Annotated in this window: 23 protein-coding genes; 15 read left to right on the forward strand and 8 right to left on the reverse strand. The window is 75.8% G+C overall.

The window, feature by feature from the left end; translation table 11 throughout:
* Position 1 precedes the first annotated feature (1 nt).
* Complete coding sequence (locus tag ACI78V_RS17050) at positions 2-2,848, forward strand: DEAD/DEAH box helicase (RefSeq protein ID WP_456852838.1); 2,847 nt, start codon at positions 2-4, stop codon at positions 2,846-2,848.
* Between the two features lie 102 nt (positions 2,849-2,950).
* On the forward strand, positions 2,951-3,598 hold the full coding sequence (locus tag ACI78V_RS17055) for a DUF4333 domain-containing protein (protein WP_456852840.1): 648 nt from the start codon (positions 2,951-2,953) through the stop codon (positions 3,596-3,598).
* A 9-nt stretch (positions 3,599-3,607) separates the two neighbouring features.
* Here the strand turns inward: ACI78V_RS17055 and ACI78V_RS17060 are convergent, their stop codons facing one another.
* A complete protein-coding gene (locus tag ACI78V_RS17060; protein WP_456852920.1) occupies positions 3,608-4,513 on the reverse strand; it encodes a 5'-3' exonuclease in 906 nt (301 codons plus the stop codon).
* 66 nt (positions 4,514-4,579) lie between these two features.
* On the opposite strand from ACI78V_RS17060, the gene ACI78V_RS17065 reads away from it, so the two are divergent.
* From ACI78V_RS17065 to ACI78V_RS17075, 3 genes are read left to right on the forward strand one after another with little or no spacing between them, the layout of a single operon-like run.
* Positions 4,580-5,725, forward strand: a complete 1,146-nt coding sequence (locus ACI78V_RS17065) for a M24 family metallopeptidase (RefSeq protein WP_456852842.1) — start codon at positions 4,580-4,582, stop codon at positions 5,723-5,725.
* Positions 5,700-6,191, forward strand: a complete 492-nt coding sequence (locus ACI78V_RS17070; protein WP_456852844.1) for an Lrp/AsnC family transcriptional regulator — start codon at positions 5,700-5,702, stop codon at positions 6,189-6,191. Before ACI78V_RS17065 ends, ACI78V_RS17070 begins: the two co-directional genes overlap by 26 nt.
* Positions 6,192-6,236: 45 nt before the next feature.
* Positions 6,237-7,376, forward strand: coding sequence for an Rv2578c family radical SAM protein (locus tag ACI78V_RS17075; RefSeq protein WP_456852846.1), 1,140 nt, complete (start codon positions 6,237-6,239; stop codon positions 7,374-7,376).
* Between the two features lie 31 nt (positions 7,377-7,407).
* Here the strand turns inward: ACI78V_RS17075 and ACI78V_RS17080 are convergent, their stop codons facing one another.
* Positions 7,408-8,253, reverse strand: a complete 846-nt coding sequence (locus tag ACI78V_RS17080; RefSeq protein WP_456852848.1) for a hypothetical protein — start codon at positions 8,251-8,253, stop codon at positions 7,408-7,410.
* Positions 8,254-8,497: 244 nt separating this feature from the next.
* On the opposite strand from ACI78V_RS17080, the gene ACI78V_RS17085 reads away from it, so the two are divergent.
* On the forward strand, positions 8,498-9,664 hold the full coding sequence (locus tag ACI78V_RS17085; RefSeq protein ID WP_456852850.1) for a glutamate--cysteine ligase: 1,167 nt from the start codon (positions 8,498-8,500) through the stop codon (positions 9,662-9,664).
* Positions 9,665-9,711: 47 nt separating this feature from the next.
* Entirely contained in the window at positions 9,712-10,584 is an 873-nt protein-coding gene (locus tag ACI78V_RS17090) for a lysophospholipid acyltransferase family protein (protein ID WP_456852852.1), read from the forward strand.
* Positions 10,585-10,596: 12 nt separating this feature from the next.
* Here ACI78V_RS17090 and ACI78V_RS17095 read toward each other — a convergent pair whose 3' ends face one another.
* Positions 10,597-11,127, reverse strand: a complete 531-nt coding sequence (locus ACI78V_RS17095; RefSeq protein WP_456852854.1) for a GNAT family N-acetyltransferase — start codon at positions 11,125-11,127, stop codon at positions 10,597-10,599.
* Between the two features lie 65 nt (positions 11,128-11,192).
* Positions 11,193-12,635, reverse strand: coding sequence for a KamA family radical SAM protein (locus ACI78V_RS17100; protein ID WP_456852856.1), 1,443 nt, complete (start codon positions 12,633-12,635; stop codon positions 11,193-11,195).
* Positions 12,636-12,684: 49 nt separating this feature from the next.
* Here ACI78V_RS17100 and kdd point away from each other — a divergent pair, with 49 nt between their 5' ends.
* The 8 genes from kdd (at position 12,685) to ACI78V_RS17140 (ending at position 21,171) form a co-directional block, all read left to right on the forward strand.
* The gene (kdd, locus tag ACI78V_RS17105; RefSeq protein ID WP_456852858.1) at positions 12,685-13,734 is read left to right on the forward strand and encodes an L-erythro-3,5-diaminohexanoate dehydrogenase; all 1,050 of its coding nucleotides are present in this window, start codon (positions 12,685-12,687) and stop codon (positions 13,732-13,734) included.
* Positions 13,731-15,242 carry an amidohydrolase gene (locus ACI78V_RS17110; RefSeq protein ID WP_456852860.1) on the forward strand — a complete coding sequence of 504 codons (1,512 nt, stop codon included), beginning with the start codon at positions 13,731-13,733 and terminating at the stop codon, positions 15,240-15,242. The genes kdd and ACI78V_RS17110 overlap by 4 nt, the downstream gene beginning before the upstream one ends.
* A gap of 34 nt (positions 15,243-15,276) precedes the next feature.
* A complete protein-coding gene (kamD, locus tag ACI78V_RS17115) occupies positions 15,277-16,866 on the forward strand; it encodes a lysine 5,6-aminomutase subunit alpha (protein WP_456852862.1) in 1,590 nt (529 codons plus the stop codon).
* The gene (gene kamE, locus ACI78V_RS17120) at positions 16,859-17,662 is read left to right on the forward strand and encodes a lysine 5,6-aminomutase subunit beta (protein WP_456852864.1); all 804 of its coding nucleotides are present in this window, start codon (positions 16,859-16,861) and stop codon (positions 17,660-17,662) included. Before kamD ends, kamE begins: the two co-directional genes overlap by 8 nt.
* Entirely contained in the window at positions 17,659-18,084 is a 426-nt protein-coding gene (gene kal, locus ACI78V_RS17125; protein ID WP_456852866.1) for a 3-aminobutyryl-CoA ammonia lyase, read from the forward strand. Before kamE ends, kal begins: the two co-directional genes overlap by 4 nt.
* A gap of 165 nt (positions 18,085-18,249) precedes the next feature.
* Positions 18,250-19,851: an apolipoprotein N-acyltransferase gene (gene lnt, locus ACI78V_RS17130; RefSeq protein ID WP_456852868.1), complete on the forward strand. Its 1,602-nt coding sequence runs from the start codon at positions 18,250-18,252 to the stop codon at positions 19,849-19,851.
* Positions 19,848-20,633 carry a polyprenol monophosphomannose synthase gene (locus ACI78V_RS17135; protein ID WP_456852870.1) on the forward strand — a complete coding sequence of 262 codons (786 nt, stop codon included), beginning with the start codon at positions 19,848-19,850 and terminating at the stop codon, positions 20,631-20,633. The genes lnt and ACI78V_RS17135 overlap by 4 nt, the downstream gene beginning before the upstream one ends.
* A 40-nt stretch (positions 20,634-20,673) precedes the next feature.
* On the forward strand, positions 20,674-21,171 hold the full coding sequence (locus ACI78V_RS17140) for an FxsA family protein (RefSeq protein WP_456852872.1): 498 nt from the start codon (positions 20,674-20,676) through the stop codon (positions 21,169-21,171).
* Between the two features lie 6 nt (positions 21,172-21,177).
* On the opposite strand, the gene ACI78V_RS17145 is transcribed toward ACI78V_RS17140, so the two are convergent.
* The 4 genes from ACI78V_RS17145 to ACI78V_RS17160 all read right to left on the reverse strand — a co-directional run bounded on the left by ACI78V_RS17145 (position 21,178) and on the right by ACI78V_RS17160 (position 24,458).
* The gene (locus ACI78V_RS17145; RefSeq protein ID WP_456852874.1) at positions 21,178-21,735 is read right to left on the reverse strand and encodes a dihydrofolate reductase family protein; all 558 of its coding nucleotides are present in this window, start codon (positions 21,733-21,735) and stop codon (positions 21,178-21,180) included.
* Positions 21,736-21,832: 97 nt separating this feature from the next.
* A complete protein-coding gene (locus ACI78V_RS17150; RefSeq protein ID WP_091322337.1) occupies positions 21,833-22,177 on the reverse strand; it encodes an RNA polymerase-binding protein RbpA in 345 nt (114 codons plus the stop codon).
* A 182-nt stretch (positions 22,178-22,359) separates the two neighbouring features.
* Complete coding sequence (locus tag ACI78V_RS17155) at positions 22,360-23,115, reverse strand: thymidine kinase (protein WP_456852876.1); 756 nt, start codon at positions 23,113-23,115, stop codon at positions 22,360-22,362.
* Positions 23,112-24,458, reverse strand: a complete 1,347-nt coding sequence (locus tag ACI78V_RS17160) for an MFS transporter (RefSeq protein ID WP_456852878.1) — start codon at positions 24,456-24,458, stop codon at positions 23,112-23,114. Before ACI78V_RS17160 ends, ACI78V_RS17155 begins: the two co-directional genes overlap by 4 nt.
* Positions 24,459-24,485 lie beyond the last annotated feature (27 nt).

A 24,485-nucleotide genomic window follows, 5' to 3' on the forward strand; every position in this document is an offset into this window, starting at 1 on the left:
CATGTCCAGCCCCGCTGAGCGGTACGCGGCTGCCCGGCGGCGCAGTGCCCATCCCACGTTGGCCGACTTCACCGCCGAGCTGTCCTTCTCCCTGGACCCCTTCCAGGTGGAGGCCTGCGAGGCGCTGGAGGAGGGCGCCGGCGTGCTGGTCTGCGCCCCCACCGGCGCCGGCAAGACCGTCGTGGGGGAGTTCGCCGTCCACCGGGCGCTGGCCGAGGGGCGCAAGGCGTTCTACACGACGCCGATCAAGGCCCTCTCCAACCAGAAGTACGCCGACCTGGTGGAGCGCTACGGCGAGGCGAAGGTCGGCCTGCTCACCGGTGACAACGCCATCAACGGCGACGCGCCGGTGGTCGTGATGACCACCGAGGTGCTGCGCAACATGCTCTACGCGGAGTCGCCGGCGATCGACGGCCTCGGCTACGTCGTCATGGACGAGGTGCACTACCTCGCCGACCGGTTCCGCGGCGCGGTGTGGGAGGAGGTGATCATCCACCTCCCGCAGTCGGTGACCCTGGTGTCGCTGTCGGCCACGGTGAGCAACGCCGAGGAGTTCGCCGACTGGCTGGTCACCGTGCGCGGGCACACGAAGGTGGTCGTCAGCGAGGTCCGGCCGATCCCGCTGTGGCAGCACATGCTGGTCGGCAACCGGGTGTTCGACCTGTTCTCCCTGCGCCCGGCCGCGCACGCCGCCGAGCAGGGCGAGTCGCCGCGGGTGCTGTCCACCCGCGACCGGGGCGCGAGCGTCGTCGACCCCGAGCTGGTCCGGTACGTGCGGGAGTACGAGCGGCGGATCGACAGCTGGGGCGGCGGCAACGGCGGCTCCCGCCGGGAGCGGGACTGGCACAAGCCCCGCTACAAACCACCGGCCCGGCCCGACGTCATCGAGCGGCTCGACCGCGCCGGGCTGCTGCCGGCGATCACCTTCGTCTTCAGCCGCAACGGCTGCGACGCCGCCGTCGACCAGTGCCTGCGGGCCGGCCTGCGGCTCACCGACGAGCGCGAGCGGGCGGAGATCGCCGCGGTCATCGACGAGCGCACCGGGTCGCTGCCGGAGGAGGACCTGCACGTCCTCGGCTTCTGGGAGTGGCGCGAGGGGCTGCTGGCCGGGCTGGCCGCCCACCACGCCGGGCTGGTCCCGGCGTTCAAGGAGACCGTCGAGGAGTGCTTCGTCCGCGGGCTGGTCAAGGCGGTGTTCGCCACCGAGACCCTCGCGCTGGGCATCAACATGCCCGCGCGCACCGTCGTCCTCGAGCGGCTGGTCAAGTGGAACGGCGAGGCGCACGTCGACGTGACGCCGGGGGAGTACACCCAGCTCACGGGCCGGGCCGGCCGCCGCGGCATCGACGTCGAGGGGCACGCCGTCGTCGTCTGGGCGCCCGGCATGGACCCCTCCGTCGTCGCCGGGCTGGCCAGCACCCGCACCTATCCGCTGCGCTCCTCGTTCCGCCCCAGCTACAACATGGCGGTCAACCTGGTCGGCTCCTTCGGCCGGGCGCGGGCCCGGGAGCTGCTGGCCTCCTCCTTCGCCCAGTTCCAGGCCGACCGCTCGGTCGTGGGGCTGGCCCGTGCCGCCGCCCGCCACGAGAAGGACGCCGAGCGCTGGGCCGCGGAGATGCACTCCGACCACGGCGACGTCGGCGGGTACGCCCTCCTGCGGCAGCAGGTCGCCGACCGGGAGAAGGAGCTGTCCCGGGACTCCCAGGCCAAGCGCCGGATGGAGGCCGCGGACGCGCTCGCCGCGCTGCGGCCCGGCGACGTCATCCGGGTGCCGACCGGCCGCCGGCAGGGGCTGGCCGTCGTCCTGGACCCGGGCGTCACCGACCTCGCCGAGCCCCGGCCGCTGGTGCTGACCGAGGACAAGTGGGCCGGCCGGCTCGGCACGGTGGACTTCCCGACGCCGGTCACCGCGCTGGCCCGCGTGCGGGTGCCCAAGAACTTCAACCACCGCAGCCCGCACGCCCGCCGGGACCTCGCCGCCACCCTGCGCAACGCCCGGGTCGAGCACGACCTCGGCGCGCGCCGGGTCAAGCAGCGCTCGGCCGCCGCCGACGACCCGGTGCTGCACGACCTGCGGCGCGCGCTGCGGGCCCACCCCGTGCACTCACTGCCCGACCGCGAGGAGCGGGTGCGCGCCGCCGAACGCTGGCTGCGCGCCGTGCGGGAGGCCGAGGCCACGCACCGCCGGATGGCCGAGCGCACCGGCTCGCTCACCCGGCAGTTCGACCGCACCTGCGACGTCCTGGAGGAACTGGGCTACCTCGTGCCGGAGGTGGCGCCGCTGGTGCCGGCGGACACCGAGGCCGTGCCGGCCGTCGACGACGTCCCCGTGGTCACCGATGACGGACGCCGGCTGGCCCGGATCTGGTCCGAGGCCGACCTGCTGGTCGCCGAGTGCCTGCGCGGCGGCGTCTGGCGGGGGCTGAACCCGGCCGAGCTGGCCGCCGCGGTCTCCACGCTGGTGTTCGAGGCCCGCCGCGACAACCCGAGCCAGCCCGCCGTGCCGGCCGGCAAGGTCGCCGCGGCGATCGCCGAGATGCGACGGGTCCGGGCGCGGCTGCAGGACGTGGAGCTCGACCACGGCGTGCCCGGCACCCGGGACCTCGACCTCGGCTTCGCGTGGGCGGCCTACCGCTGGGCCGACGGGCAGAGCCTCGACCGCGTCCTGGCCGGTGCCGAGCAGGCCGGCACCGAGCTGTCGGGCGGGGACTTCGTGCGCTGGGCGCGGCAGCTCATCGACCTGCTGGACCAGCTGGCCAAGAGCGCCGAGGACCCGGTGGCCGCGACCGCCCGCAGGGCCGTGGACCGGGTGCGGCGGGGTGTGGTCGCGGTCGCGGTGGGTGGCTGACCTGCGGTTCGCAGCCCCGTCCGGGCGCCGCCCGTGGTGCACAATCCACCCGCCCGGTGACGCGCGGTCACGGGCCTGCCAGATCCGCGACCGGGAGCGACGATGACCAACCCACCCCCCGGCGGCGGCACGCCGGGGCCGTACGGGCAGCCGGGGCAGTACGGCCCGCCCGGGAGCCAGCCCCCGCAGCAGCCGGGGCCGTACGGCGGGCCTGCGCCGGGTGGGTACGGCGGGCAGCCGTACGGCCAGCAGCCCCCGGGGCCCTACGGCCCGCCCGGTCCGTACGGCCCACCCGGTCAGCCGTACGGGCAGCCGGGTCCGTACGGCCCGCCCGGTCAGTACGGGCCGCCCGGTCAGCCGTACGGCCAGCCGCCGTACGGGCCGCCGGGTCCGCAGCCGGCCCACGGACCGGGCCGGCCTCCGTACGGGGCCGCGACGACGCCCCGGAGGTCGCGCCTGCGTCTCCTGCTCGGCCTGCTCACCCTCGGCGTGCTGCTGGCCCTCGCGGTCGTCCTCGCTCGGGTCCTCGGTGACACCGTCCTCGACCCGTCGGCCGTCGAACGGGACGTCGCGGCGCAGTTCGAGGAGCGGGAGGGCGTGGCCATCGACCTCGACTGTCCGGCGGAGATGACCGTCGAGCCCGACGCCGTCTACCAGTGCTCGGGCACCACGGCCGACGGCGAGGACGTCACCCTGGAGATCCGGATCACCAACGTGGTCCTGGCCGAGTACTCCTGGGACGAGATCTGACCCGACCGGTCAGGCCGGCCAGCCGAGGGCGGCACCCAGCCGCCTGACCGAGGACTCGATGCCGTGCGCGGCCGCCAGCGCGGCCAGCGCGTCCGGGTCGGCCGGTCGGCGGGGCAGTTCGTCGGCGACCGGCGGCAGGTCGATGTCCCGGGCCACGGCCACCACCACCGGCGCGGCGTCGAGGTAGTCCGCCCCGGCGTGCAGCTTCTCGAGCACGCCCTTGGTGAGCGGCGCCCTCGGGACGACGGTGCGCGCGGCGGCGGCGCGGATGCCGGCCAGGTCGCCGAACTCGGTGATCAGCGCCGCCGCGGTCTTCGCCCCGATGCCGGCCACGCCGGGCAGCCCGTCGCTGGGGTCGCCGCGCAGGACGGCGAAGTCGGCGTAGGCCCGCCCCGGGATGCCGTACTTCGCGGTCACCGCCGCCTCGTCGACCAGCTCCAGGTCGGTGATCCCGCGGGCGGTGTAGAGCACCCGTACCCCTCGCGCGTCGTCCACCAGCTGGAACAGGTCCCGGTCGCCGGTGACGACGTCCACCGGCCCCTCGGCGCGCTCGGCGAGGGTGCCGATGACGTCGTCGGCCTCGTAGCCGGGCGCGCCCACGCGGGCCAGGCCGGCCGCGGCGAGCACGTCGACCAGCACCGGCACCTGCGGACCGAGCTCGTCGGGGGTCTCCTCGCCGCCCTCGGGGCCCACCCGGTGTGCCTTGTAGGAGGGCAGCGCCTCGACGCGGAAGGCCGGGCGCCAGTCGTCGTCCCAGCAGGCGACCAGCCGCTGCGGGCGGTGGGCGGTGAGCAGCCGGGCGGTCATGTCGAGGAAGCCGCGGACGGCGTTGACGGGGCGGCCGTCGGGGGAGGTCACGCTGGTCGGCACGCCGTAGAAGGCCCGGAAGTAGAGGCTGGCCGCGTCCAGCAGCATCGTCGTCACAGCCCGCGACGGTAACGGCCGGGGGCGGTCGCAGTGCGCGTCGCTAGTCTGCGGTCCGTGCCGACCTCTTCCCCGTCCGGGCCGCTGGTGACCGTCGAGCGCGTGCACTCCGCGCGTGAGGTGGCCGCCGGGCTCGGCATCGACCTGCTCGTGGTCACCCCCGGCTCCGACCTGCGCTACCTGTGCGGCTACCACGCCCACGCGATGGAGCGGCTCACCGCGCTGGCGGTGCCGCGGCGCGGCGAGCCGTTCCTCGTCGTCCCGCGGCTGGAGGCGCCCATGGTCGACGCCGGCCCGGCCGGCGGGCTCGGGCTGGAGGTGCTGGCCTGGGACGAGACCGACGACCCGTTCGCGCTGCTGGCCGCCACCGCCACCGCCCGCCTCGGGAGCGCCCCCGTCCGCGTGGCCGTCGGCTCGCGCACGTGGGCCGAGCACGCCCTCGGCGTCCAGCGCGCATTGGCCGGCTCGGCGCTGGAGCTGGCCGCCCCGGTCGTCGACCGGCTGCGGATGGTGAAGACGCCGGCCGAGGTCGCCGAGCTGGCCGCGGCCGGTGCCGCGATCGACCGGGTGCACGCCCGGATGGGCGAGTGGCTGCGGGTGGGGCGCACCGAGGCGCAGGTGGGCGCCGACATCGCCGCGGCGATCCTCGCCGAGGGCCACGTGGCGGTCGACTTCACCATCGTCGGCTCCGGGCCCAACGGGGCCAGCCCCCACCACGAGCTCTCCGACCGGGTGATCGAGGACGGCGACGTGGTCGTGGTCGACATCGGCGGGGAGACGGCGACCGGCTACCGCTCCGACTGCACCCGGACCTACGCGGTCGGCCGGGAGCCGGACGGGGAGGTCGCCGAGTGGTACGCCGTCCTGCAGGAGGCGCAGGCGGCCGGGACCGCCGCCGTCCGGCCCGGGGTGACCGCCGAGCAGGTCGACGCCGCGGCCCGCGAGGTCATCACCGCCGCCGGGTGGGGCGAGTACTTCATCCACCGGACCGGGCACGGGATCGGCCTGGACACCCACGAGGCGCCCTACATCGTGGCCGGCAACGACCTGCCGCTGGTGCCGGGCATGGCGTTCTCCGTGGAGCCGGGCATCTACCTGCCGGGCCGCTGCGGCGCCCGCATCGAGGACATCGTCGTCTGCACCGGGGACGGCGTCGTGAGCGTCAACGAGGGTCCCCGTGGGCTCGCCGTCCTCGCCGGCTGAGTCCGGGGGAGGCGGCGCGGCCACGCCGTCGGCCGACGTCGACCGCGCGCTGCTGGCCGCGCTCGCCCGTGACGGCCGGGCCAGCTACACCGAGCTCGCCGAGCGGGTCGGGCTGTCGGTGTCCGCGGTCCACCAGCGGGTGCGCCGGCTGGAGCAGCGCGGCTTGATCACCGGCTACCACGCGAAGGTCGACGCCCGGTCGCTGGGGCTGGGGCTCACCGCGTTCGTGTCCATCACGCCCATCGACGTCGCGCAGCCCGACGACGCCCCGGCGCGGCTGGCCCACCTGACCGAGATCGAGGCGTGCCACTCGGTGGCCGGGGTGGAGAGCTACATCCTCAAGGTGCGGGTCCCCTCGCCCGACGGGCTGGAGGTGCTGCTGCAGAGGATCCGCGCGGCGGCCAACGTCACGACCCGGACGACGGTGGTGCTCTCGACCTTCTACGAGGACCGCCCGCCCCTCTGACGCGCCACCTGGACAGCGCCTCGAACGTGTGTTCGGATGGCGGGCATGCGATGGGACGTGCAGCGCATCGACGCCGTGGAGCCGGCGACGCTGCCGGGCATGCCCACCGTGCGCGGGCTGCTGCGCAGCGTCCAGGTGCCGGAGTTCCCGGGCCTGACGTTCCACGAGGTGCGCAGCAGGAGCGCGCTCAACGAGGTCCCCGGCCCCTCGCCCGTGCCCTTCCGCTGGACCGTCAACCCCTACCGGGGCTGCAGTCACGCGTGCGTCTACTGCTACGCCCGCGGCACCCACCAGTGGCTGGAGCTGGACACCGGGCGGGACTTCGACTCCCAGGTCGTGGTCAAGACCAACGTCGTCGACGTGCTGCGCCGGGAGCTGGGCCGGCCGTCCTGGCGGCGGGAGCACGTCGCGCTGGGCACCAACACCGACCCCTACCAGCGGGCCGAGGGCCGCTACCGGCTCATGCCCGGCGTGGTCTCCGCGCTGGCCGGCTCCGGCACGCCGTTCTCCGTCCTGACGAAGGGCACCCTGCTGCGGCGGGACCTGCCGCTGCTGGCCGCCGCCTCCCGCGACGTCCCGCTCGGCCTGGGGGTGTCGGTCGCGATCCTGGACGACGAGCTGCAGCGCTCCCTGGAGCCGGGGGTGCCCAGCCCGCGGGCCCGGCTGGAGCTGGTCCGGGCCATCACCGACGCGGGGCTGCCCTGCGGGGTGTTCCTGGCCCCGGTGCTGCCCGGTCTGACCGACCGCCGCGCCGACCTGGACGCGGCGATCGCGGCGATCGCCGCGGCCGGCGCGAGCGGGGTCACCGTCGTCCCGCTGCACCTGCGGCCCGGCGCCCGCGAGTGGTTCTCCGCGTGGCTGGCCCGCGAGCACCCGCGGCTGGTGCCGCGCTACCGGCAGCTCTACCGCCGCGGCGCCGCGGTGGCACCGGAGTACCGCCGGTGGCTGGCCGGTCGGGTGGCGCCGCTGCTGGCGGCGCACGGGCTGGACCGGCAGGCCGGGGGAGCGGCGCGCGGCACCCCGGCGGCGGAGGCCACGCCCCGCGGCCTCCCGGGCGACGAGGACGGCGACTTCCCGGCCGGGAGCCTGCCGCCGGCCCGGCGCGGGCCCGCGCGCCCGGCGTTCCCCGACGGGGCGTCGCGGGCCGCCCCGCCGGCGGCGCCGGAGCAGCTGGCCCTGCTCTGAGGCGCCCGGCGACCGTTCGGCGGGCCCCGCGTCAGCCGGCTCGCCGCGCCGTGCGGGCGACGGTGCGCAGCGCCCGCACGGCGCCGCGGGGACTGACCGGCGCGGCCCCGGCGGCCAGCGCGAGCCGCCGGTAGGAGTCGTAGGACAGCGTCAGGTAGGCCACCGCCAGCGCCTCGGCCTGCTCCCGGCGGGACGGCGGAGCGGTCAGCCGGAGGTGGTGCGCGGTCCGGACGGCGTGCTTGGCGAAGGTCACCTGCAGCGCCTGCGTGGACAGCTGCCCGCCGACCGCCGAGGCCAGGCCGGGACCGCGGCGCAGCGCCGGCAGCACCCACGGGCTGTCGGCCAGCGCGGGGAACCGGGCGCGGCGGGCCTCCCAGGCGTGCCAGGCGGTGAGCGCGCCGGGCACCGACCACTCGCCGTCGTCGGTCCGCACCAGGAGCCGGCGGGCCGTGGCGTGGACCTGGTCGCGGCGCAGCGCCCGGAACTGCCCGACGGTGCCCGGCCAGTTCAGCGCCAGCGCGCACCAGGCGACGGTGCGCAGGTGCTCGGGGTCGTCGCTGCGGATCCGGGTCAGGGGGCGCAGGTCGAGCGCGGGCGGATCCGGCTCCGGGGTGCGCACCGTCGGCAGCGCCACGCCGCCGTAGCGGGCCACCTTGCTGTAGAGCGCCACGGTCGCCGGCTTCCAGCCCCGGGCGGCGGCGATGGGGGTCAGCCCGTCCTCGGCGAGGGAGTCGGGGCTCAGGCCCAGTTCCAGCGCGGCGTCCACCAGCCGGCGCCACTGCTTCTCGTACCCCTCGGGCGGGCGCAGGCGCCGCCAGGAGCGTTCCGCCGGAGGAGCCGGCATCGACGGCAGCGGTTGCTGCCACCCACCCGTCATGACGGAAGTCTACCGTTATCCCCAACAAAAAAGCAACCCGTTGCTGTGGTCACCTGCCATCGACCACGCGCGGCGCCTGCGGCGCCGGAGCAGCGAGCGCGTCCGCCCTCGCGTCGGCACGGGGAGGGGCACTGGCCCCGGCAGGGACCAGTGTTCTTTCTGAACACTTGGGCATAACGGGAGAGTGCCCGACGTCTCGCCCGCTCGGCGCGCGCCGGAGCCCGCCGCTGGTGATCATGAGCTGGTGCGCACCGTGGGCGTGGAGGAAGAGCTGTTGGTCGTCGACCCCGACGGGCGGCCGGTGCCGCGCGGGCCGGCCGCCCTGGAGGTCGCCGCCCGCCGTGGCGAGGGCGAGACCGTCCCCGAGCACGACCGGGCCGACCGCGAGCGCACCGATCATGCCGCACCCGACGACGGGGACGGCGGCGACCCGCGGGGACACCTGGTCCCCGAGCTCAAGGCCCAGCAGCTGGAGTTCGCCACCCGGGTCTGCGCCGACCTCACCGACGTGCTCACCGACCTGCGGCACTGGCGCGGACGTGCCGACGCCGCCGCGCGGGCCGTCGGCGCACGGGTCGCCGCCCTGGCCAGCTCCCCGGTCGACGTCGAGCCGGTCACCACGCCGGGGAAGCGCTACACCGAGATGACCGAGACCTTCGGCCTGACCGCCCTGGAACAGCTCACCTGCGGCTGCCACGTGCACGTCTCGGTGGAGGACGACGAGGAGGGCGTCGCCGTCCTGAACCGGATCCGCACGTGGCTGCCGGTCCTCACGGCGCTGACCACCAACTCCCCGTTCTGGCTGGGGCGCGACAGCGGCCACGCCAGCTTCCGCTCCCAGGCCTGGAACCGCTGGCCCTCCTCCGGTCCCACCGAGCTGTTCGCCGACGCCGCGGCCTACCACCGGCTCATCGCCGAGCTGGTCGCCACCGAGACGATCGTGGACACCGGGATGGTCTACTTCGACGCCCGCCTGTCCGAGCGCTGGCCCACCGTCGAGGTGCGCATCGCCGACGTCGCCCTGCGCGCCGAGGACGCGGTCACCCTCGCCGGGCTGGTCCGCGGCCTGGTGACGACCGCCGCGGGGGAGTGGCGGGACGGCGTGCCCGCGCCCGCCGTCCGCAGCGAGGTCATCCGGGTGGCGGCCTGGCGGGCCGGCCGCTCCGGTCTGGCCGGGGACCTCGTCCACCCGCGCACCGGCCGCCCCGCGCCGGCCGCCGAGGTCGTCGCCGCGCTGCTCGACCACGTCCGGCCGGCGCTGGCCCAGGCCGGCGACCAGCAGCGGGTCGCCGACGGGGTCGCCGCCGTCCTGGACCGGGGCACCGGAGCGGAGTTCCAGCGCCGGGTCCACGAGGACACCGGCGACCTCGCCGCGGTCGTGCGTGCCGCCGTCGAGGTCACCCACCGGTGACCGCGGGCCCGGGCACGCCGTCCGGCCGGGACGGATATGGTCCGCCCATGTACACCGCGAGCTGGCGCGACGTCGTCCGGAGGGACCTCTTCGGACCCCGCCCCGACCCGCGCGACCGGCCCTACCGGGCGGTCATCCGCCTGGCCCTGGTCGTCTTCCGCCTGCTCCGCTTCCGGTTCGACGTCCGCGGCGGCGAGCACGTCCCGGCGTCCGGCGGGGCGATCATCTGCAGCAACCACGTCAGCTACCTGGACTTCACCTTCCTCGGCCTGGCCGCGCTGCCGCAGCGGCGCCTGGTGCGGTTCATGGCCAAGGCGTCGGTGTTCCACCACCGCTTCTCCGGCCCGTTCATGCGCGCGATGCAGCACATCCCGGTCGACCGCCGCGCCGGCGCGGCCGCCTTCGAGGCCGCCGTCCGGGCGCTCAAGGACGGCCACGTCGTCGGCGTCTTCCCCGAGGCGACGATCAGCAGCAGCTTCATGGTCAAGGAGCTGAAGGCCGGTGCCGCCCGGATGGCGATCGACGCCGGCGTGCCGGTCATCCCGGCCGCGGTGTGGGGCGGCCAGCGGGTGGCGACCAAGGGCCATCCCGTGGACCTCCGGCGCGACGTCGCGATCACCGTGGTGCTGGGGGAGCCCCTGGTCCCGGAGCCGGGGGAGAAGACCCAGCAGCTGCTGCGGCGGATCCGGGCGTCGATGGAGGCCCTGGTCGACGAGGCGCAGCGCAGCTACCCGCAGCGGCCGGCCGGCCCCGAGGACCGCTGGTGGCTGCCGGCCCACCTGGGCGGGACCGCGCCGACGCCGGAGGAGGCCACCCACCGGGACCACCACGACGTCCGGGGCACCGCCACGAGGCTGCCGCGGCCGCACCCCGTGGCCCGCATCAAGGCCGTGCTGGCCCGCCGGCGCACCGCTCGCTGACGGGGTCCGCCCTCAGTCGACGACCACCGGCGCCATCAGCCGGAACACCTCGAGGTCGACGTCGTACCAGCGCCGCATCCGGCCCAGGTGCGTCATGCCCAGCCGGCGGCAGACGGCCAGGGACGGCGCGTTGCCCGGCCGCACGACGGCGTACACCTCCGGCAGCCCCGCGGCGAACGCCCGGTCGATGACCACGCGGGCGGCCTCGGTGGCGTACCCGTGGCCCCAGGAGTCCGGGTGCAGGTGCCAGCCCACCTCGACCTCCCCGACCCCGCCGGGGAGCGGCTTGAGCAGCAGCGTGCCGGCGACGACGCCGGTGCCGGCCACCTCGACCGCCCACACACCGGATCGCTCGTCGACCGCGGACACCGCCGCCCAGCGCGCCACGAGCTCCACCGGCGTCACCGACGGACACCCGCCCAGCCAGCGGGTGACCTCGTCGCGGCCGTAGAGGTCCAGCAGCCGGGCGAGGTCGTCCCGGCAGGTGTTCCACGGCCGCAGCCGCAGCCGCGCGGTCTGCAGCACCCTGCCGTCGGCCGTCACCCGCCCTGCCTACCCCCCGGCCCTCCCGGCCACCACCCGGGACGCTGCCGGCGCGGGTGGCCTGCTCAGTCGGCCAGGGACACCGCCCGCGACGCGGCGGCCGCGCGGTCGGCGGCGTCGAGGTCCCAGCCCGCCCGCACCCGCCACCACGCCTGCCCGCTCGCGGGGAGCGTCGGGATGGGGTCGTAGTAGGTGTAGCGGCGGTCGAGGGCGTCCTCGTCGTCCCGCTCGATGCCGGTGCGGTAGTTCTTCGTCCAGTAGCTGATGCCGCGCTCGCGGTCGTACTCGGCGACCTGGTGCACCCAGCGCTTGCCGACGTAGGGGACGTCGCAGACGATGCGCGGCGTCGCGAAGCCGGGCAGGTAGCCCATGAGGTCGTGCTGCAGCGTCTGGGCCCGGGCCAGGGAGACCCGCCAGTGCTCGGCGCTGGGCACCATGTCGCACATGTAGAAGTAGTAGGGCGTGATCCCCGCGCCGTCGAGCAGGGCGAAGCACAGGTCCAGCAGCTGGGGCGCGGTCGCGTTGACCCCGCGCAGCAGCACGCCCTGGTTGCGCACGTCGCGGACCCCGGCCGCCAGCATCGCCTGCGCCGCCTCGGCCACCAGCGGGGTCACCTGCTGGCCGGCGTTGACGTGGGTGTGCACCGCGAGGGAGACCCCGCGCGCCCGGGCCGTCGCGGCCAGCCGGCCCATGCCCTCGACGACGTCGTCCTGCAGCCAGTGCTGCGGCAGGCCCATGAGCGCCTTGGACGCCAGCCGGACGTCCCGGACCGACTCGATCTCCAGCAGCCCGGACACGAACGCCTCGAGGCTGCGGAACGGCAGGTTGGCGACGTCCCCGCCGGAGACGACGACGTCGCGCACCCCGGGGGTGGCCCGCAGGTAGTCCAGCATCGCGGCGTGCCGGTCGACCGGCTTGAGGTCGAACCGGAGCTTGGCGACGGCGGGCGTGGAGTTGCCGACCAGGTCCATCCGGGTGCAGTGACCGCAGTACTGCGGGCAGGTGGGCAGCAGCTCGGCCAGCACCTTGGTGGGGTAGCGGTGGGTGAGCCCCTCGACCGCCCACATCTCGTGCTCGTGGAGGGAGTCGCGCGCGGCGTAGGGGTGGCTGGCGGCGTCCCCGGGCAGCCGGTCGGAGGCGACCGGGAGCATGTAGCGACGCACCGGGTCGGCCAGCAGCGCGGCGGTGTCCGGCACGGCGTCGGGCACCATCGTGTTGATCATCTGCGGCGGCAGCAGCAGCGACATCGTGGCGCGTCCGGCCTGGTCGGCCTCCACGTCGGCGTAGAAGGCCTCGTCGAGCAGGTCGCCGTACACGCCGCGCAGCTGCCGGACGTTCTTCACGCAGTGCGCGCGCTGCCACTGGGCGTCGCGCCACTGCTCGGCGGTCACGTCGGCGAAACCGGGCAGCCGACGCCAGTCGGGCTCCACGAGGGTGCGGGCGGTGTACTCGTAGGGCTGTTCCAGCACGGTCGGGGCCTCCTCGTTCTTCGCGTCTGCGCCGACCATACGGGAGGATCTTCGGCTTTTCGGGCTCCACACGATAGGTTCTGCGGTGATGAGCGACAGGATGGCGACGGAGCTGCTGCCGGCGGCGCGCGCGCTGGGGGTGCACCGGGTGCTCGACCCGCCCGGCGTGCTGCCGCAGGCGGCCCGCCGGCTGGACGCCGACCCCGCGATCGGGGCGGACGAGGTGCGCGTCGCGGTACAGCGACTGAACCTCGACGCGGCGTCCTTCCGGCAGCTGGCGCAGTCCTGCGGCGGGGAGGGCGACGCGGTGCGGGCGGCGGTGCTGGGGATCGTCGCCGGGCGCGGGAAGATGCAGAACCCGGTCACCGGCTCCGGCGGCATGCTCATCGGGGTCGTCGACGCGGTGGGCCCGGAGTCGCCGCTGGGGCTCGCCGTGGGCCAGCGGGTGGCCACCCTCGTCTCGCTCACGCTGACGCCGCTGGCCATCACCGACGGCCTCACCCGCTGGGACGGGCGCAGCGAGCAGGTCCCGGCCGAGGGGACGGCGGTCCTGTTCGCCCGCTCGCTGGCCGCCGTCCTCCCCGACGACCTGCCCGACGCGGTCGCCCTCGCCGTCCTCGACGTGTGCGGCGCGCCCGCGGCCACGGCGCGGGTCGTCGGGCGCACCGGCGCGCGGTCGGTCGTCGTCCTCGGGGCGGCGGGCAAGTCCGGCTGCCTGAGCCTGGCCGCGGCGCGGGTGGCCGGCGCCACCGGGCTCACCGGGCTGGTGCGCGACGAACGGGAGGCCGCGCGGCTGTCCGCGACCGGGCTCGCCGACCGGGTGGTGGTCGCCGACGCCACCGATCCGCTGGCGGTGGCCGCCGCCGTCGGCACGCCGGCCGAGGTGACCGTCGTCTGCGTGGACGCGCCCGGCGCGGAGCACGGGGCGGTCCTCGCCACGGCCGACGGGGGCACCGTGATCTTCTTCTCCATGGCGACGTCGTTCGCGCAGGCGGCGCTCGGAGCGGAGGGGATGGCGGCGGACGTGACCATGCTGATCGGGAACGGCTACACGCCGGGGCACGCGGCCCTGGCCCTGGACCTCTACCGGTCCACCCCGGGAGTGCGGGCGCTGATCGACCCGAGGGTGCACGCATGAGCCTGCTCGTCACCGACGTCACCGTGGGCGACCGCCGGGAGCGGGCGGTGCGCGTCGAGGCCGGCCGGATCGCCTGGCTGGGCGACGCGGCCGACGCCGCGCCGGCCGACCGGGTGGTCGCCGGGGACGGGGCGCTGCTGACCCCGTCCTTCGTCGACGCCCACGTGCACGCCACGGCGACCGGCCTGGCGCTCACTGGTCTGGACCTCCACTCGAGCGTGAGCCTGGCGGCGACGTTGGCGTCGGTCGCCGCGCATGCCGCCCACCGTGGGGACGGCATCGTGCTCGGCACCGGCTGGGACGAGACCGGCTGGCCCGAGGGACGGGGGCTCTCCCGGCACGACGTGGACGCCGTCGTCGGCGACCGCCCGGCCTACCTGGCGCGGGTCGACGTCCACTCGGCCACCGTCTCCACCGCCCTGCTGGACCGCGTGCCGGGGATCGCCGGGCTGCCCGGGTTCGCGCCGGACGGCCGGCTGCGGCTCGACGCGCACCACGCGGCGCGGCAGGCCGCCTACGGCGCGGTGGGCGCCGGGCAGCGCCGCACCGCGCAGCGCGCCACGCTCGCGGCCGCGGCCGCCCTGGGCATCGGCAGTGTGCACGAGATGGCCGGTCCGGAGGTCTCCGGCACCGAGGACCTCGCCGGGCTGCTCGCCCTCGCCGCCGAGGAGCCCGGCCCGCTGGTCCTCGGGTACTGGGGGGAGCTCGCCGAGCGCGGGGGGCTGGCGGTGGTCGGCGAGCTGGGGCTGGCCGGAGCCGGGGGGGACCTGTTCTGCGACGGCGCGTTCGGCTCGCACACCGCGGCCCTCAGCGCGCCCTACGCCGACCGGCCCGGCACCGCCGGCAGCCTGCGCTTCCCGACGGCGTCCCTCGTCGACCACGTGCGCGCCTGCACCGTCGCCGGCGTGCAGGCCGGCTTCCACTGCATCGGCGACGCCGCCGTCGAGCAGGTGCTCACCGCGGTCGGCACCGTGGTGGCGGAGCTCGGCCGCGCCGCGGTGCGCGCCTGCCGGCACCGGCTGGAGCACGTGGAGATGGCCGGCCCCTCGGCGGTGGCGCGGATGGCCGACTGGGGGATGGTCGCCAGCGTCCAGCCCGGGTTCGACGCGGCGTGGGGCGGCAGCGAGGGGATGTACGCCGAGCGTCTGGGCCCGGCGCGGGCCCGGGCCTGCAACCCGTTCGCCGACCTCTCCGACGGTGGGGTCGCCCTGGCGCTGGGCAGCGACGCCCCGGTCACCCCCATGGACCCCTGGGGCGGGGTGCACGCCGCGGTCGACCACCGCACGCCCTCGTCCGGACTGCGGCCCTTCGACGCCTTCGACGCGGCCACCCACGGCGGCTGGCACGCCGTCAGGGGCGAGCACCCGCAGGGCCCGCTGGCCGTCGGCGCGCCCGCGCACCTGGCGCTGTGGGCGACGGGGCAGACGTTGTCCGGCGTCCTGGCCGAGCGGTCCCGCCCGGCCTGCCGCCTGCTGGTGGTCGACGGCGACCCGATCGGAGACACGTGAGGAGAACGGCCATGCCTGCCCCCGGGGAGGTCGGGTGAACGTGCTGGAGCTGGACCCGGTGCTGGTGGCGCGGGCGCGGGAGCTCGCCGCCCGCGCGGCGCAACCCGTCGTCGACCTCGCCCGGCGGCACACCACCGTCTCCGTCGAGCGCGCCGTGCTGCGGCTGGCCGGGCTCACCGGCACCGACCCGGTCACCGGCGACGGTGCGGCCACCGACCGGGTGCCGTGGGTGAACCGGGTGGTCGACGCCGTCCGCGACCAGGTGGGCCTGGAGGCCGGCGTCGCGCTGCCGGTGTGGCACGCGCTGACCTCCGGGGCGGCGCCGGACCTGCAGTCCCTCGCCGAGCGGGTCGGCGCGGGCACGGCGCGGTTCGCCGTGCCCACCGGGGCCGCCGCCGAGCGGGCCCGGGACGCCGCCCGGGAGGCCGTGGCCGCCGGGATCGCCCGCATCGACGCCCACCGCGCCCGCCGCGAGCAGCTGGTGGCCACCCTCGGCGACCCGCCGCGCCGGCCGTGGGTCTACCTGATCGTGGCGACCGGCGACATCCACGAGGACATCCCGCAGGCGCAGGCCGCCGCCCGGGCCGGCGCCGACGTCATCGCCGTCATCCGCTCCACCGGCCAGTCGCTGCTGGACTACGTCCCCGAGGGCGCCACCCGCACCGGCTACGCCGGCACCTACGCCACCCAGGAGAACTTCCGGCTCATGCGGGCGGCCCTGGACGACGTGAGCGCCGAGCTGGGCCGCTACGTGCGGCTGACCAACTACGCGTCGGGCCTGTGCATGCCCGAGATCGCCGTCCTGGCCGGGCTGGAGCGGCTGGACATGATGCTCAACGACGCGATGTACGGCATCCTCTTCCGCGACATCAACCCGCAGCGCACCTTCGTCGACCAGCGGTTCAGCCGGATGGTGCACGCCCGCGCCGGGATCGTCATCAACACCGGCGAGGACAACTACCTCACCACCGCCGACGCCGTCGACGAGGCGCACACCGTCACCGTCAGCCAGCTGCTCAACGAGACCCTCGCCCACGAGGCCGGCCTGCAGGACTGGCAGCTGGGCCTGGGCCACGCCTTCGAGATCGACCCCGACCGGCGGGAGTCGTTCCGGCTGGAGCTGGCCCACGCGATGCTGGCCCGGGCGCTGTTCCCCGACGCCCCGCTGAAGTGGATGCCGCCGACCAAGCACATGACCGGCGACGTCTTCCGCGGCTACCTGCTCGACGGCTTCTTCAACCTGGCGGGGGCGCTGACCGGCCAGGGCATCCTGCTGGTCGGGATGATGACCGAGGCCGTCGTCACCCCGTGGCTGTCCGACCGCGATCTCGCGCTGCGCAACGTGCGCTACGTCCTGGACGCCGCCGGCGGCCTGACGGAGGACTTCGCCCCGCCGAGGGGCGGTTTCATCGACCGCCGCGCGCACACGGTGCTCACCGAGGCGGTGCAGCTGCTGGAGCGCATCGCCGAGGAGGGGCTGCTGCAGGCGATCGCCGACGGCACCTTCGGCATCACCAGGCGTCCCCCGGACCGCGGCAAGGGCCTCGACGGCGTCATCCGGCTCGCCCCGGATTCCTACAACCCGGCGCTGGAACTGCTGGAGCCGGAGGTGACCCGTGCCTGAGCACGGCAGCAACGACCACGTCGGCCCGGGGACACCCGGGACGGTGGGCAGCGTGGTCCGCCCGTACGGCGACACCAGCGGCGACGGCATGGTCCAGCTGTCGTTCACCCTGCCCGTGGCGCCCGGCCCGCGGGCGGACGGCGCCGCGCTGCAGCTGGCCGCGAAGATGGGCCTGGAGCCGGCGATGGTGGTGCACAGCCACGGCATCGGGAGCGGCGACGGCGCTGCGTTCACCTTCTTCGTCGTCTACGGCAGCGTCCGCCACCTGGTCGACCTCGACGCCGTGCAGGTGGAGGAGCGGGCGTACCCGCTGCTGTCGCCGGCCGAGGTCAACGGCGCCATCCGCACCGGGCTGCGGCGCAAGCTGGTCGTCCTCGGCGCCTGCATCGGCACCGACGCGCACACCGTCGGCATCGACGCGATCCTCAACCTCAAGGGCTTCGCGGGGGAGAAGGGCCTGGAGTACCACCGGGAGATGCAGGTGCTGAACCTCGGTGCGCAGGTCAGCGTGCCCGAGCTGGTCGCCCGGGCCCGCGCCGAGCGCGCCGACGCCGTCCTCGTCTCCCAGGTGGTCACCCAGCGCGACGCCCACCTGCGCAACACCCGCGAGCTCGCCGCGGCGTTCCGCGAGGCGATGGGGGAGTCCCGCCCGCTGCTGGTCGTCGGTGGCCCCCGCTTCGACCCGGCGACGGCCGCCGACCTCGGCGTCGACAAGGTCTTCGGCCGGGGGACGACGCCCGGCGAGGTGGCCAGCTACCTCGTGTCCGCCCTCGTCCCCGCTGGAGCCGCCCCATGACCGACCCCCGCCTCGGCCTCACCGTCACCCACCGCCGGTACGTCCCGTACGCGCACGCCCACTACGGCGGCTCGCTGGTCGACGGCGCCTACACCCTGGGCCTGTTCGGCGACGTCGCCACCGAGGTCGCGATCGTCATGGACGGCGACGAGGGCCTGCTGGCCGGCTACACCGAGGTCCGCTTCCTCGGGCCGGTGCGCGCCGGTGACGTCCTGGAGGCCACCGCGGAGGTGGTGCGCATCGGCCGGCGCAGCCGCGAGCTGCGCTGCAGCGCCCGGGTGGTGGCGCGCGCCGAGCCGGAGCGCGGCCCGTCCGCGGCCCGGGTGCTCGACCCGCCGCAGCCGGTCGTCGAGGCCACGGCCACGCTCGTCGTCCCGGAGCCGGCGCCACGCCGTGACGACGGCGTTCCCGCTCGTCACTGACCCCTCGGGGCCGGCGCGGACGACGCCCGCTCCCGCGGGCAGCCGTCGGACCGCTCCGGGATGGGATGCTGGGCTCGACCGCGGCGACGGCGCCGGCGGTCGCAGGCCCCGTCCGACCGGCGCGGGGTGGTTCGCGCGCAGGCGCCGGGGGCACGGGAGGTGACGGTGGGCGCAGTCGCCCCGGACACGCTGGAGCGGCCGTCGGACGCACCGCGCCCGGCGAGCGGCGCCAGTCGCCGGCCGCGCTGGCCCGGGCGCAGCCTGCTCGCCGCCGCCGGGGGCCTGCTGCTCCTCCTCGCCTTCCCCGGGTACGGCGTCTGGGCGCTGGCCCCGCTCGGCCCGGCGGCGCTCGCGCTGGCCGTCCACGGGCAGCGGGCCCGCGGCGGCGCGTGGCTGGGGCTGGTGTTCGGCCTGGCCTTCTTCGTACCGCTGCTGTCGTGGAGCGGCATCTACGTCGGCGCGTTCCCGTGGCTGGCGCTCGCGGGATGGGAGGCGTTGCACCTCACGCTGCTCGGCGCCGCGGCCGCCGCCACCTCCCGGCTGCCGCTGTGGCCGCTGTGGACGGCGGCGCTGTGGGTGGCCGACGAGGCGCTGCGCGGCCGGTTCGTGCTCGGCGGTTTCCCCTGGGGCCGGCTGGGACTCAGCCAGACCGAGGGGCCGTTCCTGTCGCTGGCCGCCTACGGCGGGGTGCCGGTGGTCGGCTTCGCCGTCGCCCTCACCGGCACCCTGCTGGCCGCCGCACTGCTCGCCCTGCGCCGCCGCCGGCGCGCCGCCGCCCTCGCCGCGGCCGGCGCCGTCGCGGTGCCCGTGCTGGGCGGGCTGGCCTGGCTGCCGCTGCCCGGGCCCTCGCTCACCGACGGCGGGCCGACGGCCACCGTCGCCGTCATCCAGGGCGACGTGCCCCAGCCCGGCCTGGAGTTCAACGAGCGGCGTCGGGCGGTCCTGGACAACCACGTCGCGCGCACCCTGGAGCTCGCCGAGGCGGTCGCGGCGGGGGAGCAGCCGCGCCCCGACGCGGTCATCTGGCCGGAGAACAGCTCCGACATCGACCCCTACCGCAACGCCGACGCCGCCCGGCAGATCAGCCGCGCCGCCGCGGCGGTCGACGCGCCGATCCTGGTCGGCGCGGTCGTCGACGGGCCGGGCCGGTTCATCAGCAACACCGGCATCGTCTGGGACCCCGAGGACGGGCCCGGCGACACCTACGTCAAGCGCCACCCGGTGCCGCTGGCCGAGTACGTGCCCGCCCGCGACTTCTTCCGCTTCTTCAGCGACAAGGTCGACCTGGTGCGCCGCGACTTCGTCCACGGCACCGAGGTCGGCGTGCTCGAGATGGGCCGCGCCCGGGTCGGCGACGTCATCTGCTTCGAGGTGGTCTACGACGGCCTGGTGCGCGACGTCGTGCAGGCCGGCGCCGGGATGATCGTCGTCCAGACCAACAACGCCACCTTCGGCTACACCGACGAGAGCGAGCAGCAGCTCGCGGCCAGCCGGCTGCGCGCGGTCGAGTTCGGCCGCACCGTCGTCGTGGCGGCCACCAGCGGCATCTCCGCGATCGTGGCCCCGGACGGGTCGCTGGCCGCCCGCTCGGAGCTGTTCGAGCCGGCCGTGTTCGTCGAGGACGTCGCCCAGCGCGACTCCACCACCCTCGCCGAGCGGCTGGGCGCGGCGCCGGAGTGGGCGCTCACCGCGGTGGGCGCCGGCGCCGTGCTCGCCGTCGTGCTGCCGGGTCCCGCGCGTCGCCGGGCCCACCGGAGGTCGGCATGAGCCGGGTGCTGGTCGTCGTCCCCACCTACGACGAGGTCGACAACCTCGAGCCGATCCTGGACCGGCTGCACCGCAGCGTCCCCGACGCGCACGCGCTGGTGGTGGACGACGGCTCACCCGACGGCACCGGTGAGCTGGCCGAGAAGCTCGCCGCGCTCGACGGCCGCGTGCACGTGCTGCGCCGCACGGCGAAGGCGGGGCTGGGCCCCGCGTACGTCGCCGGTTTCCGCTGGGCCCGCGCGCGCGGCTACGACGTCCTGGTCGAGATGGACGCCGACGGCTCGCACCACCCCGAGCAGCTCCCCGGCCTGCTCGCCGCGCTGGAGGACGCCGACCTCGCGCTCGGGTCCCGGTACGTGCCCGGGGGGCGGGTGGAGGACTGGCCGGTGCACCGGCTGCTCCTGTCGCGGGCGGGCAACCTGTGGACCCGCTGGGCGCTGCGCCTGCCGCTGGCCGACGCCACCGGCGGCTACCGCGCCGTGCGCGGGACCCTGGTGGACCGGTTGCCGTTCGACGACGTCGCCAGCCAGGGTTACTGCTTCCAGGTCGACTGGGCCTGGCGGGCCGTGCGCGCCGGTGCGCGCGTGGTGGAGGTCCCCATCACCTTCACCGAACGCCGCTTCGGCAGGAGCAAGATGAGCGGCTCGATCGTTACAGAGGCGTTGGTACGGGTCACCTGGTGGGGCCTGCAGGACCGGTTGGCCGATCGGCTGCCGGGCCGGGTCCGCCGCCCCGTGCCGGAACGGGTCCGCGACGGCGGGCGGTCGCGCACGGTCCGGTAGGCGGACCGGGACCGCCGGCCCCGGCGGACCGAGGAGAGCCGTGGGTCGCCGCGTGCGGATCGGGGTGGGGCTGCTGGCCCTGGCCGAGGTCGTCGTCTTCGTGCTGGTCGCCGGCTGGATCGGCGTCGGCTGGACGCTGCTGGCCACCGTGGCCACCAGTGCGCTGGGGTGGGCGCTGCTGGCCCGCCAGGGCACCCGCGCGCTCGCCGAGCTGCGCGACCGGGCCCGGGAACGCCGGCCGTCGGGCCGGGCGCTGGGCGATGCCGGGCTGATCGCCGTCGGTGGGCTGCTCATGGTGCTGCCCGGCTTCATCGGCGACGTCGTCGGCCTGCTGTGCCTGCTGCCGCCCACGCGCTTCCTGGTGCGCGGGCTGCTCGGCCGGGCGCTGGCCACCCGCCTGCCGGCCGATCTGCGCGGGCCGGTGCACGTGCGCAGCCGCCGGGCCGAGGGAGTGGCCTACGCCGAGCCCCGCCCCGGGCGTCCCCTGGTCATCGAGGGCGAGGTCGTGCGCGGTCCCGACGGGCGACCGCCGGCCTGAGGCCCGTCAGCGCAGCACCCGGAAGGACAGGCTCGTCCGTTCCCCGGCCTCCTCGACGCCGGTCTTCTCCAGCCGGACCGCGCCGGGGTCCACGCCGTCGAACAGCCGCCGCCCGCTGCCGAGCAGCACCGGCATGACGTCGATGCGCAGCTCGTCGACGAGCCCTGCGGCGAGGAGCTGACGGTTCAGGTCGCCGCCGCCGACGACGGTCACCGCCCGGTCGCCGGCGGCCGCGGTCGCCCGGGCTACGGCGGACCGGAGCCCGTCGGTGACGAACGTGAACGACAGCCGGTCGTTGCCCCTCGGCGTCCGGTCGGGCGCCCGGTGGGTGACGACGAACAGGGGCACCTGGAACTCGTAGCCATCGGCGTAGAGGTCCCAGTCGCCACCCATGCCGAACGTCCGCCGGCCCATGAGCACGGCGCCGGTCTCGGCCTGCATGGCCTTCAGGTACGGCGAGTCCTGCAGCTGCTCGAGGTCGGTGTACAGCGCGGCGGCGCTGCCGTCGGCGTCCTCGAAGAACCCGTCGAGGGAGACGGTGAGCCCGGCGATCACGTGTGTCATGTCGGTGCAGACCGCGGCGGGCCGGCGGACTCATCGCAGACGCGGAACGGCCCCGGTGGGGGAGTCCCACCGGGGCCGTTCCGTGTCGTGCCGAGGGTCAGCTGGCGCGGGTCCGCCGGCCGCGCAGCACCTCGAGGCGCTCGGCGAGGACCTCCTCGAGGTCCTCCACCGACCGGCGCTCGAGCAGCATGTCCCAGTGGGTCCGCGGGGGCTTGACCTTCTTGGGGGCGGGCTCGGCGCCACCGACCAGCTTGGCCGCGGAACCGTCGAACTTGCACTCCCAGGTGTCGGGGAGCTCGGCGTCGTCAGCGAAGGGCACGGTGAACAGGTGACCCGACGGGCACCGGTACTCCGCGTACTGACGCTCGATCGGCGCGGTGTTCCGCTCGGTCTCGTAGCTCACGCTGCCCAGTCGGCTACCCCGCAGGGAACGCTCGCCCATGGCACACCGTCCTCTCGTGCTGGTGGTGTCGGTCGGATCTCGTCGTCGCAGGCGGGAGTACCCACCGGATGACGGGGTCGAAAGAACCAACGACGGATTTCGCGGAGAGATTCCGCTGAGTCGGTTCACAATCATCGCATGGGGTGGTAAACCGCCCCCCGACCACCCCCCGACGGGTGGGTTCAGGGCAACGCGAGCTGCCCCGGGCCGACCGCGGCCGGCCCCAGCTGGCCCAGCACGTGGTGCCGCCGGCAGAGCACCTGGTAGTGCACCTCCGGCTCCGGGCCGGCCCCGGGGGAGGGCTGGTCGGGCGCCGGGGTGGGCGCGGTGTCGGCGACGACGACGGTCTCGCCCTCCCGCACCATGGCGCCGTCCACCACGCGGGCGTTGAGCAGCCCGGGCAGGCCGCACCAGCACAGCACCTCCACCTGGATGCGCTGGACGTCGTCGGCGACCTCCAGCAGCCGCTGGGTGCCGGGGAACAGCCGGGCCCGGAAGTCGGTGGTCAGCCCGAAGGCGTAGACGTCGACGTGGGAGTCGTCGACGAGCTCGGCGAGCTGGTCGACCTGCGCGGCGGTGAGGAACTGCGCCTCGTCGACGATCAGGTAGTCCACCCGGTCGCCGGCCGCCCAGGAGGCGCGGACCAGCAGCCGCAGGTCGGTGGCCGGGCCCACCTCGACGGCCTGCCGCGACAGGCCCACCCGGGAGCTGATCAGCGGCCGGGCCGACCGGTCGCCCTGGGTGAGCAGCAGGCCCCGCCGTCCCTGCCGGCTGTGGTTGTGGTCCACCTGCAGGGCCAGCGTGGACTTGCCGCAGTCCATCGGCCCGTGGAAGAACCGCAGGTGCGCCGGGGCCGGGTGCCGGCGGCGGTCACCGGCCACCGGGACGGCCGACATCCGCCGGTCGGTGGCCGGGTCGGGGTCGCGCAGGGCGGTCACAGGCGCTCCGGGGGCGTGTTGCCGGCCGCGAGGACGGCGCGGCGGACGGGGAGGGTGGCCAGCGCGATGAAGCCGGCCACGAAGAACACGACCAGGCTGACGATCGCGTACCGGTAGGAGCCGGTGAACTGGTAGGTCAGCCCGAACGCCAGCGGTCCCAGCCAGCTGGTGCCCCGGTCGCTGATCTCGTAGAAGCCGTAGTACTCGGCCTCCTTGCCGGCCGGGATGAGCTGGCTGAACAGCGACCGCGACAGCGCCTGCGTCCCGCCCTGCACCAGCCCGATCACCGCGGCCAGCGCGTAGAACTGGGCGACCGCGCCCTCCTGCAGCGAGAAGGCGGCCAGGAGGACGCCGATCCAGGCGACCAGGCTGCCGAGGACGACCCGCTTGGCACCGAAGCGGCCGGCCAGCCGGCCCAGCCCCAGCGCCCCGGCGATCGCCACCACCTGGACCATGAGGATGGCCCCGGTGAGCACGGACTGGTCCAGCCCGAGCTCCTCGGTGGCATAGGTGGCCGACAGCGAGATGACCGTCTGGACGCCGTCGTTGAACAGCAGGTAGGCGCCGAGGAACCACAGGGTCAGCGGGAACGCCCGCATCTCCCGCAGGGTCGTGGCCAGCTGCCGGAAGCCGCTGCGCGAGCGGGCCGCGGACTCCCGCACCGGCCGGTTGCGCAGGCGCGACACCGTGAACACGGTGAACGCGCCCCACCACAGCCCCGCCGTGGCCAGGCAGATGCGGACCGCCTCGCCGGTGGTCAGGCCCAGGGACGGCGCCCCGAGGACCAGCCCCAGGTGGACGGCGAGCAGCAGGGCGCCGCCGACGTAGCCGAAGGCCCAGCCCCGGCTGGAGACGGCGTCCCGCTCGTCGGGCCCGGCGAGGTCGGGCAGCCACGAGTAGTAGACGACGGTGGCCGCGCCGAAGCTGATGTTGGCCAGCACGAACAGCGCCGCGCCCAACAGGTAGCGGCCGTCGGCGACGAAGAACAGCCCGGTGGTGGCGACCGCGCCGAGCGCGGCGAAGGCGGCCAGCATCTCCCGCTTGCGACCGGTGCGGTCGGCCACCGCGCCGGTCAGCGGCAGCACGAGCACCTGCAGCACCACCGACAGCGACAGCACGTAGGAGAACCAGCTGCCGGGCGGGATGGACAGGCCCAGCACCGCCAGCCGGCCGTCGGGTCCGGCGCCGTCCTCGGCGACCGAGGTCAGGTAGGGACCCAGGAAGACGGTGGTGACGCTGGTGTTGAACACCGACATCGCCCAGTCGTAGGAGTACCAGCCGAACCGTTCGCGGCGCAGGGCCGGGTCGGCGGAGGGGGCGGTCGGGGTGGCGGCCGTCGTCACGCGCGCAGGGTGTCAGCCGGGCCCGTG

The organism is Geodermatophilus sp. SYSU D00742, from assembly GCF_054049935.1.